At 68.0% G+C, this 13,553-nt stretch carries 17 protein-coding genes; 8 read left to right on the forward strand and 9 right to left on the reverse strand.

Annotated elements, in window-relative coordinates:
* Nucleotides 1-58: 58 nt before the first annotated feature.
* The 3 genes from QRN13_RS00295 to QRN13_RS00305 are packed head-to-tail and all read right to left on the reverse strand — an operon-like array spanning nucleotide 59 to nucleotide 2,107.
* Entirely contained in the window at nucleotides 59-514 is a 456-nt protein-coding gene (locus QRN13_RS00295) for an iron-sulfur cluster assembly scaffold protein (RefSeq protein WP_284876583.1), read from the reverse strand.
* Nucleotides 515-568: 54 nt separating this feature from the next.
* Nucleotides 569-1,228 (reverse strand): HAD-IA family hydrolase, encoded by a 660-nt coding sequence (locus QRN13_RS00300; RefSeq protein WP_284876385.1) that lies wholly within the window; start codon nucleotides 1,226-1,228, stop codon nucleotides 569-571.
* 42 nt (nucleotides 1,229-1,270) lie between these two features.
* Nucleotides 1,271-2,107 (reverse strand): tetratricopeptide repeat protein, encoded by an 837-nt coding sequence (locus QRN13_RS00305; protein WP_284876386.1) that lies wholly within the window; start codon nucleotides 2,105-2,107, stop codon nucleotides 1,271-1,273.
* Between the two features lie 85 nt (nucleotides 2,108-2,192).
* Between QRN13_RS00305 and QRN13_RS00310 the strand changes: the two genes are divergently transcribed.
* Together QRN13_RS00310 and QRN13_RS00315 are read left to right on the forward strand one after the other, a co-directional pair.
* On the forward strand, nucleotides 2,193-3,575 hold the full coding sequence (locus QRN13_RS00310; protein WP_284876387.1) for a leucyl aminopeptidase family protein: 1,383 nt from the start codon (nucleotides 2,193-2,195) through the stop codon (nucleotides 3,573-3,575).
* 83 nt (nucleotides 3,576-3,658) lie between these two features.
* Nucleotides 3,659-4,441 carry a C40 family peptidase gene (locus QRN13_RS00315; protein ID WP_284876388.1) on the forward strand — a complete coding sequence of 261 codons (783 nt, stop codon included), beginning with the start codon at nucleotides 3,659-3,661 and terminating at the stop codon, nucleotides 4,439-4,441.
* Here QRN13_RS00315 and mmcB read toward each other — a convergent pair.
* The 4 genes from mmcB to thpR are packed head-to-tail and all read right to left on the reverse strand — an operon-like array spanning nucleotide 4,438 to nucleotide 6,629.
* Entirely contained in the window at nucleotides 4,438-4,881 is a 444-nt protein-coding gene (mmcB, locus tag QRN13_RS00320) for a DNA repair putative endonuclease MmcB (protein ID WP_055754257.1), read from the reverse strand. The two genes, QRN13_RS00315 and mmcB, sit on opposite strands and share 4 nt — an antisense overlap.
* A 45-nt stretch (nucleotides 4,882-4,926) precedes the next feature.
* Nucleotides 4,927-5,451, reverse strand: a complete 525-nt coding sequence (locus tag QRN13_RS00325; protein ID WP_284876389.1) for a lipocalin family protein — start codon at nucleotides 5,449-5,451, stop codon at nucleotides 4,927-4,929.
* A gap of 57 nt (nucleotides 5,452-5,508) precedes the next feature.
* Nucleotides 5,509-6,093, reverse strand: coding sequence for a GNAT family N-acetyltransferase (locus QRN13_RS00330; RefSeq protein WP_284876390.1), 585 nt, complete (start codon nucleotides 6,091-6,093; stop codon nucleotides 5,509-5,511).
* Nucleotides 6,090-6,629: an RNA 2',3'-cyclic phosphodiesterase gene (thpR, locus tag QRN13_RS00335; RefSeq protein WP_284876391.1), complete on the reverse strand. Its 540-nt coding sequence runs from the start codon at nucleotides 6,627-6,629 to the stop codon at nucleotides 6,090-6,092. The genes QRN13_RS00330 and thpR overlap by 4 nt, the downstream gene beginning before the upstream one ends.
* A 130-nt stretch (nucleotides 6,630-6,759) precedes the next feature.
* Here thpR and QRN13_RS00340 point away from each other — a divergent pair, with 130 nt between their 5' ends.
* Both QRN13_RS00340 and QRN13_RS00345 read left to right on the forward strand, forming a co-directional pair.
* On the forward strand, nucleotides 6,760-7,509 hold the full coding sequence (locus tag QRN13_RS00340) for a Bax inhibitor-1/YccA family protein (protein ID WP_055754260.1): 750 nt from the start codon (nucleotides 6,760-6,762) through the stop codon (nucleotides 7,507-7,509).
* A gap of 171 nt (nucleotides 7,510-7,680) precedes the next feature.
* Entirely contained in the window at nucleotides 7,681-8,424 is a 744-nt protein-coding gene (locus QRN13_RS00345) for a hypothetical protein (protein ID WP_284876392.1), read from the forward strand.
* A gap of 1 nt (nucleotide 8,425) precedes the next feature.
* On the opposite strand, the gene QRN13_RS00350 is transcribed toward QRN13_RS00345, so the two are convergent.
* Together QRN13_RS00350 and QRN13_RS00355 are read right to left on the reverse strand one after the other, a co-directional pair.
* Nucleotides 8,426-8,761, reverse strand: a complete 336-nt coding sequence (locus tag QRN13_RS00350; protein ID WP_184279866.1) for a DUF2794 domain-containing protein — start codon at nucleotides 8,759-8,761, stop codon at nucleotides 8,426-8,428.
* A 319-nt stretch (nucleotides 8,762-9,080) separates the two neighbouring features.
* Complete coding sequence (locus QRN13_RS00355) at nucleotides 9,081-10,412, reverse strand: trypsin-like peptidase domain-containing protein (RefSeq protein ID WP_284876393.1); 1,332 nt, start codon at nucleotides 10,410-10,412, stop codon at nucleotides 9,081-9,083.
* A 171-nt stretch (nucleotides 10,413-10,583) separates the two neighbouring features.
* On the opposite strand from QRN13_RS00355, the gene QRN13_RS00360 reads away from it, so the two are divergent.
* The 4 genes from QRN13_RS00360 to QRN13_RS00375 all read left to right on the forward strand — a co-directional run bounded on the left by QRN13_RS00360 (nucleotide 10,584) and on the right by QRN13_RS00375 (nucleotide 13,523).
* Nucleotides 10,584-10,883 carry a DUF6356 family protein gene (locus tag QRN13_RS00360; RefSeq protein ID WP_284876394.1) on the forward strand — a complete coding sequence of 100 codons (300 nt, stop codon included), beginning with the start codon at nucleotides 10,584-10,586 and terminating at the stop codon, nucleotides 10,881-10,883.
* A gap of 81 nt (nucleotides 10,884-10,964) precedes the next feature.
* Nucleotides 10,965-12,125 (forward strand): dual-specificity RNA methyltransferase RlmN, encoded by a 1,161-nt coding sequence (rlmN, locus tag QRN13_RS00365; RefSeq protein WP_284876395.1) that lies wholly within the window; start codon nucleotides 10,965-10,967, stop codon nucleotides 12,123-12,125.
* Nucleotides 12,126-12,236: 111 nt separating this feature from the next.
* Nucleotides 12,237-12,677, forward strand: a complete 441-nt coding sequence (locus QRN13_RS00370) for a DUF350 domain-containing protein (protein WP_017506264.1) — start codon at nucleotides 12,237-12,239, stop codon at nucleotides 12,675-12,677.
* A 12-nt stretch (nucleotides 12,678-12,689) separates the two neighbouring features.
* Nucleotides 12,690-13,523 carry a S1 family peptidase gene (locus tag QRN13_RS00375; protein WP_284876396.1) on the forward strand — a complete coding sequence of 278 codons (834 nt, stop codon included), beginning with the start codon at nucleotides 12,690-12,692 and terminating at the stop codon, nucleotides 13,521-13,523.
* Nucleotides 13,524-13,553 lie beyond the last annotated feature (30 nt).

Raw genomic sequence — 13,553 nt, forward strand, 5'->3', positions numbered from 1 at the left:
GAGAGGTTCGCCGCGCTTATCCCCTGTCATCGCAGGGGGATCAACCGGTCGTCGCCCGTCAGGCCGCGCCGGCGAGACGAGTTCGGGCGGCGAGGGCATTGTTTACCGCCTCCAGGGTCGCTTCGATGGAGACGAGGGTCGAGGCGTGGCGGGCAGGGTAGTCGGCGACCTGTTTCAGCAGACGCAAATCCTCGAACCGACCGACGGGTCCGTCGCCGCCGGATTTCAGCATGGCGGCCATGGCGTCGCGGGCGTCCTCGAGATCATCGACCGACGCGCCGATCACAGAATGACCCAGCACCCCGGCGGCGGCCTGGCCGAGGGCGCAGGCTTTGACGTCCTGGGCGAAGTCGGCGATGCGGCCTTCGTCGTCCAGCGTCACATCTACCGTCGCGCGCGACCCGCACAGTTTCGCCACCCGTTCCCCGGTGCCCTGAGGCGTTGGCAGACGCCCCGCATGCGGCAGGTTCGCCGCCAGCGACAGGATGCGGGCGCTGTAGAGGTCGTCGATCATGGGGCGAAGATAGGCGCTCAATCCTCCCCCGTGAAGCGCAGCCTGATGCGAGGATTACAGCGTCAGGACGAGACGCCCGTCGGATCGGACCTCCAAACTCGCATCCGCATAGTCCCCCAGAGTGGGATGATCTGTCTCCAGCCGATGGGTCCAGGCAGCGGTGACGACCAGCACGTCGGCGCCGGCCGCCTCGCCCGCCTCGATGCCGGCCTCGGCGTCCTCGAACACCAGGCAGTCGGCGATGTCGAAGCCCAGGGTCGCGGCGGCCTTCAGATAGCCTGCGGGGTCGGGCTTGCCGCGTTCGACGTCCTCGGCGGTGACCATGACGGCGGGCGGCGTGACGCCTGCGGCCTTCAGCCGGGCGCGCGCCAGGGGGACCGAGGCGGACGTGACCACGGCCCAGCGGTCGGGCGGCAGGCGTTTGACGAAGTCGACGGCGCCGGGAATAGGGGCGACGCCGTCCACGTCCTCGATCTCGCCGCGCTCGACCCAGGCGACCTCGGCCTCCAGGTCGATATCGGGCAGGTTCTGGCGACGAATGGTGTCGATCGCGCGCACGCCGTGGATCGTAGGGATGAAGGCAGCGGCATCCAGCCCGTGGCGCTCGGCCCAGCGGGTCCAGACGCGCTCGGCGGCTAGGGTCGATGTGATCAGGGTGCCGTCCATGTCGAACAGGAAGGCCCGATAGGCGCGGGACGCGGGGAGGGCGGTCATGGCCTCATCCACCATGCGGGCGATCAGACCGCAACGGGCGGATCAGCCGCCTTGCAGCGAATTCCACGTGCGGGCGGTGTCGGTCGCGGGCGACGGACTTGCCGCGCCGCCGCCGGACGTCGCCGCGCCGCCCGTGCTGCGCGAACGCAGCCATTGCAGGTTCTGCTCGGCCTGTTCGGGCGGCAGTTCGCGGCGCAGGATCTGTTCGGCCTCGCCCATCTTGCCCTGAAGGCCCAGCACCATGGCCAGGTTCTGGCGCACCTTGGCCGAGGCGGTCGGCTGGGCCACGGCGCGGCGCAGCAGGGTCTCGGCGCCCGGCGCATCGCCATGCGTCAGGGCGGCCGTGGCGGCGTTAGTCAGGACGTCGGGGTTGTCGGGCGACAGGGCCAGGGCCTGGTTCCAGGCGGCGCGGGCGTCGTCGGTGCGACGCACCTGCTCATAGGCCACGCCCAGAAGGGAGTAGGGGCGCCAATCGCGCGGCGCCAGGTCGCGCGCCTGCTCCAGCGGCGCGACGCCATAAAAGGCCTGGCCGCGCGCGATGTGGGCGCGGCCCAGTTCCAGCAGGGCGTCCAGATTGTTGGGCTGGACCGTCAATGTCGCCTGGGCGGCCTCGGCCGCCTGATCGTATCGACCCAGCTCACGCAGGGCCTGGGCCAGTTTCACGCCCGCCACGGCGTCGGTCGGATCGGCCTGCTGCTCCGAGGCCCAGAAGACCGAGCGCGACAGGGCGTCCATCCGGTCATAGGTGGCCCGCACCGAAGCCGACGACGGCGCGCGAGCCTGGGCCGCGGTCGCCGCCGTCGGATCAGCCGCCAGCGTCGGCGTGCCGGACAGGGCGATCAGGGCGACGGTTGCGAGAAGGGCGGGCATGCGCGACATGGGTCAGGTCCAGACGGTCCTAGAGGTCTCGCCCTAGAATCGCCGGTTCGCGTCAACCGATGGTTAACTTCGTTTCGAGGGCCTCATGTCCGTCTCGCATCCCCTGTTGGTTGCCGCCCAAGACGGCGACGGCGCCATCCCGATCCGCTTCGTTCAGGCGGGCGGCGTGCTGAACGATCCGGCCCGCCGCTGGGGCGCCCTGCACGGGTTCGAAGGCAAGCCGGGCCAGCTGTTGGTCGTGCCGGACGCGGACGGTGAGATCGGCCAGGTGGTCGTCGGCGCGGGCGCGACCTTTGACCCGATGAGCGTGCGGGGACTGTCGGCGCGGCTCCCGGGCGGCCTGTATCGGCTTGAGGTCGCCGCCCAGGACGCGGAACTGGCGACCCTGGCCTTCCTGCTAGGGGCCTATGTCTTCGACCGCTACAAGGCCCGGCCGGACCGGACGCCAGTGCGTCTGGTCGCGTCGGACGGGGTGGATGTCACAGAGGTCTCGCGCATCGCCGCCGCCTGCGCCCTGGCGCAAGAAATGGTCGATACGCCCGCCGCCGACATGGGGCCGTTGCAGATCGAAACCATCGCCCGCGAGATCGCAGAGAGCGCCGGCGCCGAGATCACCGTCACCACCGGCGACGCCCTGCTGGAAGACAACTATCCGGCCGTCCACGCGGTGGGGCGCGCCGCCGCCCCGCACCGGGCGCCGCGCCTGATCGAGATCGGCTGGAAGCTGGACCGGACCGACCTGCCGCTGGTCGCCCTGGTCGGCAAGGGGGTGGTGTTCGACACCGGCGGTCTGGACCTGAAGCCCGCCGCCGGCATGCGCAATATGAAGAAGGATATGGGCGGATCGGCCCATGCCCTGGCGCTGGGGCGGCTGGTGATGCAGGCGGACCTGCCCGTGCGGTTGGTGGTCATCGTCGCGGCGGTCGAGAACGCCGTGTCGGCCGACGCCTTCCGGCCCGGCGACATCCTGCACAGCCGCAAGGGTCTGACCATCGAGATCGGCAACACCGACGCCGAAGGTCGGTTGATCCTGGCCGACGCTCTGACACGGGCGGCCGAGCACCAACCCGACCTGACGCTGGACTTCGCCACCCTGACCGGCGCCGCGCGGATCGCCCTGGGACCGGAACTGCCGCCGCTTTATACAGACGACGAAGCCCTGGCTGGGGGGCTGCTTGCTGCGGCGGGTCAGGTGCGCGATCCCCTGTGGCGGATGCCACTGTGGCCCGGCTATCGCGGCGCGCTGGACGCCGAGATCGCGGATCTCCGGAACGACCCGGCCGGCTGGGCCCAGGCCGGATCGGTGACGGCCGCCCTGTTCCTGCAGAAGTTCGCTCCGACCACGGGGGCCTGGGCGCACATGGATATCTTCGCCTGGAACCCCCGCGCCCGTCCCGGCTATCCAGAAGGCGGCGAGGCCCAGGCGCTGAGAGCCTGCTTCCAATATCTCAGAACGCGGTTCTGTTGATTTTCTTTCGCAAAAGCGTCTCGCGTTAACGGCCCCTAAGCCATCGGGGGATAAGGCTGTGGGTTCAGCAATGCGAGTTCACGTTGACCGACGTCCTCGACCTTCTTCCGCCCGGCGACCGCCTCGTTCGCCCTGACCTCGCCGAACAGGCGCTGGAAGGGCTGGTGCGCGCAGACGCCTATCGGGCGACCGAGGCCATGCATTGTCGTGTCGCCGTGGCCGACATCCTGTCGGACGCCGACGGTCGGATCGACCAGCTGCTGCATGGCGAGATCTTCGACGTTCTGGATCGGGCGAACGGCCGGGTCTGGGGCCGGGCGCGCCGCGACGGCGTCGTCGGCTGGGTCGTATTGGACAGTCTGTCGGCCGGCGCGCCGTTGGCGACGCACTGGATCGCCGCCGTGGATGCGGCCCTGCCGCTGAACGCTCTGGTGGTCGAGACGAAGGATGTGGCCGAGGCTGATCTGAAGCCGATCGGCGCGTTCGAGACGGATCTGGTCGCGGTGGCCGAGCGGCTGCTCGGCCGTCCGCATGAGTTGGGCGCGCGGTCTTCGATCTCCACCGACTGTTCCGGCCTGGTGCAGCAGGCCCTTCTGGCATGCGGCCTGCCCGGTCCCCGCCGGTCGGACGCGCAGGCCCACATGGGTCGAGCGGTGTTTTCGTCGGACCTTAAGCGCGGCGATATCGTCGTCTGGCTGGCGCCGAACGACGATCAGGACTGGACCGGCCATTCGGCGCTGATGCTGGATGGCGAACGCATCATTCACGCGACAGGCGGCAAGGGCGTGGTGATCGAGCCTTTGGCTGAGGTCGAGGCGCGTCTGGCCGCCGAGGGTTTCGCAACCGCCGTCTTCCGCCGACTTTAGTCCCGCAAAGTCCGCATCGCGCCCAACCGGGCGAAGGCCAGCGTCAGCGCCTTGCGGCGGGCGGGCGCCAAGCCGATCACCGGCGCGTCTCGCACGACCGCCCCGCCGAAACCGTCTGCGACGATCAGGCCCGGTTCGTCGGGCAGGATGTCCTGCGGAAACTCGGGCGCGACGGCGAAGAAGAAGGCGTCGCAGAACGGTCCGTATTCGTGCCATTTGCGATCGACGCGATAGTCCTCGACGCCCGACTTCACCTCGCAGATGACGATGTCGCCCTTGCGCCCGATCGCCATGACATCGGCGCGGCGACCGTTGGGCAGGCAGACTTCCAGAAGCGGCGCATACCCCATGTCCATCATCAGCCGCGCCGCACCGCGCGTGACCGAAAGGGTGGTCTCGGGACGGCTGAAGACGAGTTCGAGATGGGCGACGGCGGACATGCCGACAGCTTATGTTCCTCCTACGTTCCTATCGCAAGCGGTGCCTTAGAGGCCGGTGTGGACCAGGCGGCCGGTGCTGAAGCCCAAGGCGCGGACGCGGCTCAGAATGCGGTCGCGCTCAGCCTGCGAGGCATTCTGGTTGCGGTGCCAGATCCACCAGTTCGATTTGTCCGGCAGACCCATGATGGCCCAGCTGTAGTCCGGGGCATGGTCGTAGACCCAGTAGTTCTGACCCGCCAGGCCGCCGAAGCTGAGCAGGCCGGTCAGGCTGAACCGGAATTTCGCATTGGTCGTGGTGTCGGTGACGCGGGCGTTGGCGCGCAGCGTCTCGACCTTGCCATCGGCGCGGCGGGTGCAGGTCACGGCGATGGCGTAGCGGTCGGCGGCGTCGCGCGGGGTGAAGTCGATCTGAGCGCGGCTGCAGTCCTTCTGGACAGTGTTGTGATTGCGCTCGATCTCGAACCAGCGGCCGTCGAAGCGGTTCAGATCGACGTTCGACGCCTGGGCGAATGCCATGGCGGGCAGGAAGGCGAGGGCGGCGGAGGCGGCGATCAGGCTGGCGCGAAACATGGGCGTATCCTCGTTCGGTTTGGAAGGGATACGACGCGCCGACGCGTTCGGTTGTGATCAGCGCTTCAGGCGCGTCCGATTGATCGCCCATTCGTCGCGGGTCTGGCCCCACAGATCGATGGCGATGTCCTGGAGCGGTTCGGGCAGGGCGCCCGGCCCGCGATTGCGCGATCCCAGCCGTGTCGCGACCGCCGCCGAGGGCAGGTTCTCGGGCGCGATGCAATGGATCACGTCGTCCCAGCCCAGCACCTCGAAGGCGTAGTCCATCGTGGCTGCGGCCGCTTCGACGGCATAGCCCTTGCCGGTGGCGTCGCGATGCAGGCTCCAGCCCACCTCGCGGCCGGGCCAGCCATAGGGGTGCAGCGGCCCGATACGGCCGATCCACTGGCCGGTCTCCTTTTCCAGGATGGAGAACATCCCCTCTCCGGTCAGGGCCCACATGCCCGCGACGGTGCAGATCAGGCGCCAGACCTGGGGTGCGGGCTGGGCCCCGCCGATGAAGCGGGCGGTCTCGGGATCGGCCATGAACTCAGCCCAGCGCGGAAAGTCCTCAACCGCCGGCGGACGCAGGATCAGTCGTTCCGTCTCCAGCGTCGGCCCCAATGTCACATGGGGCGGAACGGTGTATGCGGCAGTGGTCACAGCAGATACTCCCGCTCCAGTTCGTAATAGCTGCCGCTGTCGGTCAGGACGCTGGAATAAAGGCCGAAGCGGTCGATGCGGATCGGCGGCGAATGCAGCAGATTGTGCCCCGACACCCAGGCGCCGAGCCGGTCGGGATTGGTCTGGGTTTTCAGATAGGCCAGGGTCACATGCGGTTTGTAGGTGCGCGCCTCCATGCCGATCCCGGCGCGTTCTCCGGCGGCCTTACAGCGGCCGGCGAGAACCGACAGGCGCTCATTGGGCGTTTCGACCCCGGCCCACAGCGTATGGCTGCGGTGGTCGTCGCCGAAACAGCCGACGCCCTTCAGCGCGATCTCGAACGGGCCGCCCGTCACGCGCGTCAGCTCCGACGCCAAATCGTCGGCGCGGCGTTCATCGATCTCGCCATAGAAGGCGAGCGTGACGTGCAGGGCGTCCAGCGGCCGCCACCGTGCGCCGGGCAGGCCCGATTGCCGTCGTTTAAGCGTCTCTGCGACGTCGGGCGGCAGGGTCAGGGCTGTGAACAGACGAAGCATGCGACCGAAAGTAGCGGCCGGAACACAAGCCTCCAAGTCCGGTTTTCCTTGCAGCGCGGGCCTCGGCTCACGATATTCAAAGCCTGTGACCGGAGAAGCCTCTCCGGCCAATCGGAGAAAGTTCGTCGCCATGAGCGATTTCAACAACGGTTACGCCCGTCCTCTGCCGCAGACGGCCGACATGTCGGTCGACGCCGGCCTGCGCAGCTTCATGCTGGGCGTCTACAACAAACTGGCTCTGGGCCTCGTGGTCGCCGGCGCCCTGGCCTATGTCACCGGCAATGTGCCGGCGGTGCAGCAGCTGCTGTTCGTCCAGACGGCGGACGGCCGGATCGGCCTGACCATCCTGGGCATGATCGTGCAGTTTTCGCCGCTGGTGATGCTGTTCGGCTCGATGTTCTTCATGAAGAACCCGACCGCCAAGGGCGTGAACATGCTCTATTGGGCCGTGGTCGCCACGATCGGCGCGGGTCTGGGCATCCTGTTCCTGCGCTATACGGGCGGTTCGCTGGCCACCACCTTCCTGGTGACGGCGGCGGCCTTCGGCGGTTTGAGCCTGGTGGGCTATACGACCAAGAAGGACCTGACCGGCATGGGCACCTTCCTGATCATGGGCGTGATCGGCCTGATCATCGCCTCGATCGTGAACATGTTCCTGCAGTCCGGGACCTTCTATCTGATCATCTCGGGCCTGGGCGTGCTGATCTTCTCGGGTCTGATCGCCTACGACACCCAGCGTCTGAAGATGACCTATTACGCCTTGGGCGGAGACCAGAACGCGATGGGCGTGGCGACCGGCTTCGGCGCTCTGAGCCTGTTCATCAACTTTGTGAACCTGTTCCAATTCCTGCTGGCCTTCATGGGCGGCAACCGGAACTAAGGTCTGTCGAAAAACGGATACAGAAAGGGCCCCTCGCGGGGCCCTTTCTTTTTGAGTGATGGTATGGATACGTCAGGGTTGTGCTGATTAGTCGCCCCGAATTGAAAGCGCTTTATGAGCCGTCGAACCTTATCGCTCCTTCTTGCCCTGTGTGCGCTGGGCGGCCCTGTCATGGCGCAGGAGCGCCCCGCACTCGTCCAGACATTTTCAATCGCCGATACAGGGCGGTTGGGTCAGGCGATCTGGCGTCAGGACGGCGCGGCCGCACGCGCTACCGATGCGCTGCTGGCGCAATCTGGCGGTCAGGCGCCCGAAGGGTTGATCGGCTGGATCGTGACGCCGGAGGGTGACGCCCAGCGGGTCCGTTTCTTGGCCGGCTCACCCGATGCGCCGCGTGCGCTCAAGGACGTCGTCGTCGACTCGCAGTTCAAGGCCGGTGTCGTCATCGACGCTGAATATCCCGAACTGACGCCCGAGGAGCTGGCCCAGTTCGCGGCGCGCAACTCAGCGGCCCAGGCCGTCGGTCCGCTACGATGCGCCGCGCGGTATAATGCTGTGGTGCTGAAAGACACGGATGGCGAGGGCTGGCTGGTCTGGCTCCTCGCCTCTACGACACAGGCGAATATCGTGCCGATGGGCGGCCACTACCGCTTCCATGTGAGTGCGGACGGCAAGACCGTGGAGAAGCGCGAGCAGCTATCCGGCGGTTGCCTGGATATGGATCGACGGCAAGCCCAACAAGGGGGCCAAACCGTCGGTCTGGTCACCAATATCGTCGTGGCGCCGCAACCGCTGGAGGTGCACGTTTTTCTGTCACTGCTCAATCGACTGCCGATCTACGCAATGGCCGGCGACAAGCTGTGGGCAGTCGAAGGCGCGCGCATCCGTGACGCAACACCGCCCGCCCGCCGATGATCTACTCGACCACCTGAAACCGGCGACCGTCGAAGACGCGCAGCACCTGGGCCAGGTCGCGGCCGCGTTTCAGGATTTGGCCGCCTTCGCCGATGACGGCCCACTGGCCCTGGCGGGTCTGGAGGGCAGGTCGCTTTTCGATCCGGTAGAGCGGGGCGTCGCCGCTGCGGCGAAAGACGGCGAACTCGGCGAAATCCTTGTGCCCGACCATGGCGTAGTCGCGCCATTCGCCCTGCGCGACCATGCGGCCATAGACCCTGAGGATCGGGTCCAGTTCGCGACGGTCGAAAAAGACGGGGCCGGGCGCCGGCGTCGTGTCGTGAGGGTTCAGACTCATAGGCTCAACTTAGGCCGCTGGCGGCCCGACGCCAGAGGCGGCCAAGAAATCGACGCAGACACGAAATGGCCCCGTTTCGGTCCTTCGCCCGCCCGTATGCGCAACGAAATATCGACCATCGGCTCGTCGGAGTTCGGAAGCGTCCCGGATCCTGAACAGCCCCCCCAGCCCCCCTGGATGTTTCCAGTTTACGGGCTCCGGCGGCCGATGCTTCCTCCAAGCGAGCGCCCGCCCTGCCTTTCCCCTCCCCCTCCCTGGCAAGGCGGGCGTTTCGCTGTCTGGAGCCTGCCAGCAGCGAAACGTCGGCGTTTGATCCCGCCTAGAGCGACAGGGTCAGGTTCAGGGTCTCTCCGTTTCTGAGCACGGTCGCTTCGACCGATCCCGAGGCGCCCTGCAGGGCGGTGGCGGCCGCGCGAGCGTCGGCGACGGGCGCGCCTGCGATGGCGGTAATCACATCGCCAGCCGTCAGTTCGGCCTGAGCGACGGGCGAGCCGGCCGCGACGGCCGTGACCTGGGCGCCGCCGTCCTGGTCTCGCAGCGTCGCCCCATAGGCCAGCACCGACTGGGCCCCAACGATCACGGGCTGATCAGCGGGTGTCTCGACCGCCAGCGACGTGGTCGCCTCGCGGCCGCCGCGCAGATAGGAGACGCTGAGATCCGAGCCCGGCGCGGCGATGCCGATGGTGGCGTTGACCGAGCCGGCGTTGGCGACGGGGCGGCCCTGGATCCGGGTAATGACGTCGTTGTGGCGCAGGCCCGCCCGTTCTGCCGGCGATCCCGGCGCGACATCGGCGACAACGGCTCCGCGCACGATGCCCAGGTGCAGATCGCGCGCGCGTTCGGCGTTCAGCGAGCCGAAGATGGCCCCGGTCGCGCCGCGCTTGACCTCGCCGTTCTTCTTCAGCTGGTCGGCGACATAGAGCATGATCCGCGTCGGCACGGCGAAGGCGATACCGTCGTTGCCGCCGCCGAGGCCTCCTGACAGGATCGAGGTGTTGATGCCGATCAGCCGGCCCCGGCTATCCAGCAGCGGCCCGCCGGAGTTGCCCGAGTTCACGGCCGCGTCGGTCTGGATGTAGTCCTCGACCGCATCGCCCAAGCCTGAGCGGTTCAGGCCCGAGATGACGCCCATGGTCAGGGTCTGGTCCAGGCCAAGCGGATAGCCGACCGCGAAGGCCAGGTCGCCGGTGCGCAGGGTGTCGGAATCCACCGTCTGGACCTGTTTGAGGTTCAGCGGCCGACCGTCAGGCGTGATGCGAAGCACGGCGATGTCGGTCGCCTTGTCCGCCCCCACGAGCACAGCGTCGAACAGGCGGCCGTCCGTCAGATCGACGGTGAACTTTCGCCCGCCCTCGACGACGTGATTGTTGGTGATCACCAGCCCCTCGGCCGCATCGACGATGACGCCGGAGCCGGAGGCGTAGGGTTTGGGGTCGGCCGCGTCCGAACTTGGACCACGCGACTGGCCCAAGGTCGTGACCTGAACCACCGCCGGAAGCGAGCTCTCGAGCCCCGACGAGAAGCTGAAGACCCCGCGCCGGGCGTCATAGGGCAGGCCTGCCGCGCCCGATTGCGCCAGCACCGGCGTCGCTGAGGCCAGCAGGGCCAGGGCGACGGCCATGGAAGAGGCGGGCGAAAGGCGGATCGGCATGGGCATTTCCTTGATCGAACGCCGACCCTAGACCGAGTTTTCGTTTCTGACGATGGGTCTGAAGCGAGCGGGTCGCGCGTCGGTCACGTCCAATGAACAGATCGCGATGGGGGTTGCGTCGCCGGCCGTCCGGCGTGACCATAAGGCGACGAAGCAGGGAAGGCCGCCGCCATGAGCCAGACGACGATCGACCGCCGCCGTTCGGGCTCGACCCCGTTCGACCGCCTGTTCCGCGACCACCCGCGCGAGGTCGACGAGGCCTATCTTCAGCACATGGTCGCTTCGGCGGGTTTCGGCTTCAAGCTTTTGGGTCTGGCGGGCGCCGCGTTCGCCCACGCGATCGTGCCGGGCGTGCACAAGGCCACCGTCTCGACCGCGATCCGCAGCATGGCCAAGGATATGGGCGGCCGCGCCGAGGAGGCGCGCGAGACCCGGATGCGCGACGCCGGCGTCTGGGACGTGGGCCTCTAGGGCCGTCGAATCCGTCCCGGCCATGCAATCGCCGGGATCCGTGCTATATAGGCCGGCTAAACCTCACGCAGGATCGCCGCCTTGAGCATCACGCTCGATCTTTCGCGCGTCTCGAACGCGCCCGCCGTCAAGGCGCTCGTCAACCTCAGCGGTCTGACGCGCGCCGGCCTGCGCCAGGCCCTGATCAACGCGAACGTCTGTCCGCCCGAGAAGGCCAAGATGCGCGCCAGCCAGGTGTGGAGCTGGATCCACCACTTTGGTGTGACCGAGTTTTCGGCCATGAGCAATGTCGCCAAGGACATGCAGGCCAAGCTGGCCGAGCATTTCACCCTGGCGCGCCCCGAGGTCGTCGAACGCCAGGTGTCCAAGGACGGCACGCGCAAATGGCTGATCCGCACCGCGCCGGGCATCGAGATCGAGACCGTCTATATTCCCGACGTGGGCCGGGCCGGCGCCCTGTGCGTGTCCAGCCAAGTCGGCTGCACCCTGAACTGCACCTTCTGCCACACCGGCACGCAGAAGCTGGTGCGCAACTTGACCGCCGCCGAGATCGTGGCCCAGGTCCAGGTCGCGCGCGACGACCTTGAGGAATGGCCGTCGCCCAAAGAAGACCGGCGCCTGTCCAACATCGTCTTCATGGGCATGGGCGAGCCGCTCTACAATCTGGACCACGTCGCCGACGCCATCGACATCATCTCGGACAATGAGGGCATCGCCCTGTCGCGCCGTCGGATCACGGTGTCGACCTCGGGCGTGGTGCCGCAGCTTCAGGCCTTGGGCGACCGAACGGCCGCCATGCTGGCCATCAGCCTTCACGCCACCAACGACGCCCTGCGCGATGTGCTGGTGCCGCTGAACAAGAAGTACCCGCTGGACCAGCTGATGGCGGCGATCCGGGCCTATCCGGGCCTGTCGAACGCGCGTCGGGTGACGTTCGAATACGTCATGCTGAAGGGCGTCAACGACAGCCCCGAAGAGGCGCGCGCCCTGCTGAAGCTGATCGAGGGCATTCCGGCCAAGATCAATCTGATCCCGTTCAACCCCTGGCCCGGCGTCGAATACGAATGCTCGGACTGGAAGACGATCGAGCGCTTCGCCGCCATCCTGAACAAGGCCGGCTACGCCTCGCCCATCCGCACCCCCCGCGGCCGCGACATCCTGGCCGCCTGCGGTCAGCTGAAGTCCGAAAGCGAGAAGGTCAGGGCCAGCGCGCTTAGGAAGGCGGAGCAGGCAGCGGCGTGATGCTCATGTCCTCTTTTGAGGAGAGGACACAACCTTCGGACACATAATGTCACGCAGTGTGTCCCCGGCGCGCTTGCGGATTGGGGCGACAATCGGGCAAGGCGTCTGGGCATGGACCCCTCCTTGTCGAATGTCCTTTCCAGCGCCGAGGTGCAGGCTTTCGCCTCGGGCTTCCCGGTCATGGTGATGCACCTGATCGTGACCCTGCTGCTGCTCGCGGCGGGGGCGACGGTCTATGCGCTGCTGACGCCGTGGAAGGAGGTCGCCCTGATCCGTCAGGGCAATGTCGCCGCCGCCATCGCCTTCGCCGGCATTCTGGTGGGATTGGCGGTGCCGCTGGCGGTATCGCTGTCGGTGTCGACCTCGGTGCGCGACATCGCCATCTGGGGCGTGGCGACGGTGGTGCTGCAGCTTCTGGCGTTCCGGGTCGTGGACCTCCTGCTGACGGGCCTGCCAGAGCGGATCCGCCACGGCGAGATTTCGGCGGCGGTGGTGCTGCTGGGCGCCAAGCTGGCGACGGCCGTGATCCTGTCCGCCGCGCTGACCGGCTGATCGGCTGGAGCGATGCAGTTTCCCCGCCTGCCGGACTGGGCCATCTATGGAGCGGTGGCGGCCGTGTTTCTGGCGGTGTCCTTGGGGCGACGCGAGAACGCCGACGCGCCGCCGGTCGCGGAGACCGACGCCGATGTCGCCGAGGGCGCGCTGCTGGGTCCCATCACCCCCTTTGACGCCGCCGTCACCGTCGATGCGGGCGAGGCGCCGTTCAAGCCGTCGTCGGGCACGGCCTTCTCCATCGCAGGACGGGGGCGCTGGGTGACGGCGCGCCATGTCGTCGAGGGGTGCCGCAAGCCGGCGTTGGTCGTCGGCGAGGGGCGGGCGGTCGCGGCCGACGTCCGTCTGGCGCCGCGCGCCGACGTCGCCTTGCTGATCACCGACGGCGGTCCCGCCGCGCTGCCGGTCGCGGTCGAGGCGCCGCTGCGCAAGGGTCAGCGCGCCTTCCATCCGGGCTTTCCGCAAGGGCGTCCCGGCGAGGTGACGTCACGCCTGCTGGGACGCGAAACCCTCAAGGTCTTCGGGCGAGGGGCGCGCGACGAGCCGGTGTTGTCCTGGGCCGAGGTCGGGCGCACCAACGGGCTTGAGGGTACATTGTCGGGCCTGTCCGGCGCGCCGGCTTTGGATGCGCAGGGCCGCGTCGTGGGCGTCACCATCGCCGAGGCGCCGAGACGGGGCCGGATCTATACGACGGCGCCCGAAACCTTCGGGCCGGCGATCCGCGGCGAACAGACGCCGGCCGACGACGCGCGCGGTCAGGCCATCACGACCGAGGATTACGGCCAAGTGTCCAACCGGCTAAGGCGCGATCTGCGCGTGGCGCAGGTGGTGTGCCTGTCGGTCTAGCAGACGAGGCGTGATGGCCCGCCACGCAGA

The sequence above is a fragment of the Brevundimonas sp. MEB006b genome, assembly GCF_030209705.1.
Taxonomy (GTDB): Bacteria; Pseudomonadota; Alphaproteobacteria; order Caulobacterales; family Caulobacteraceae; genus Brevundimonas.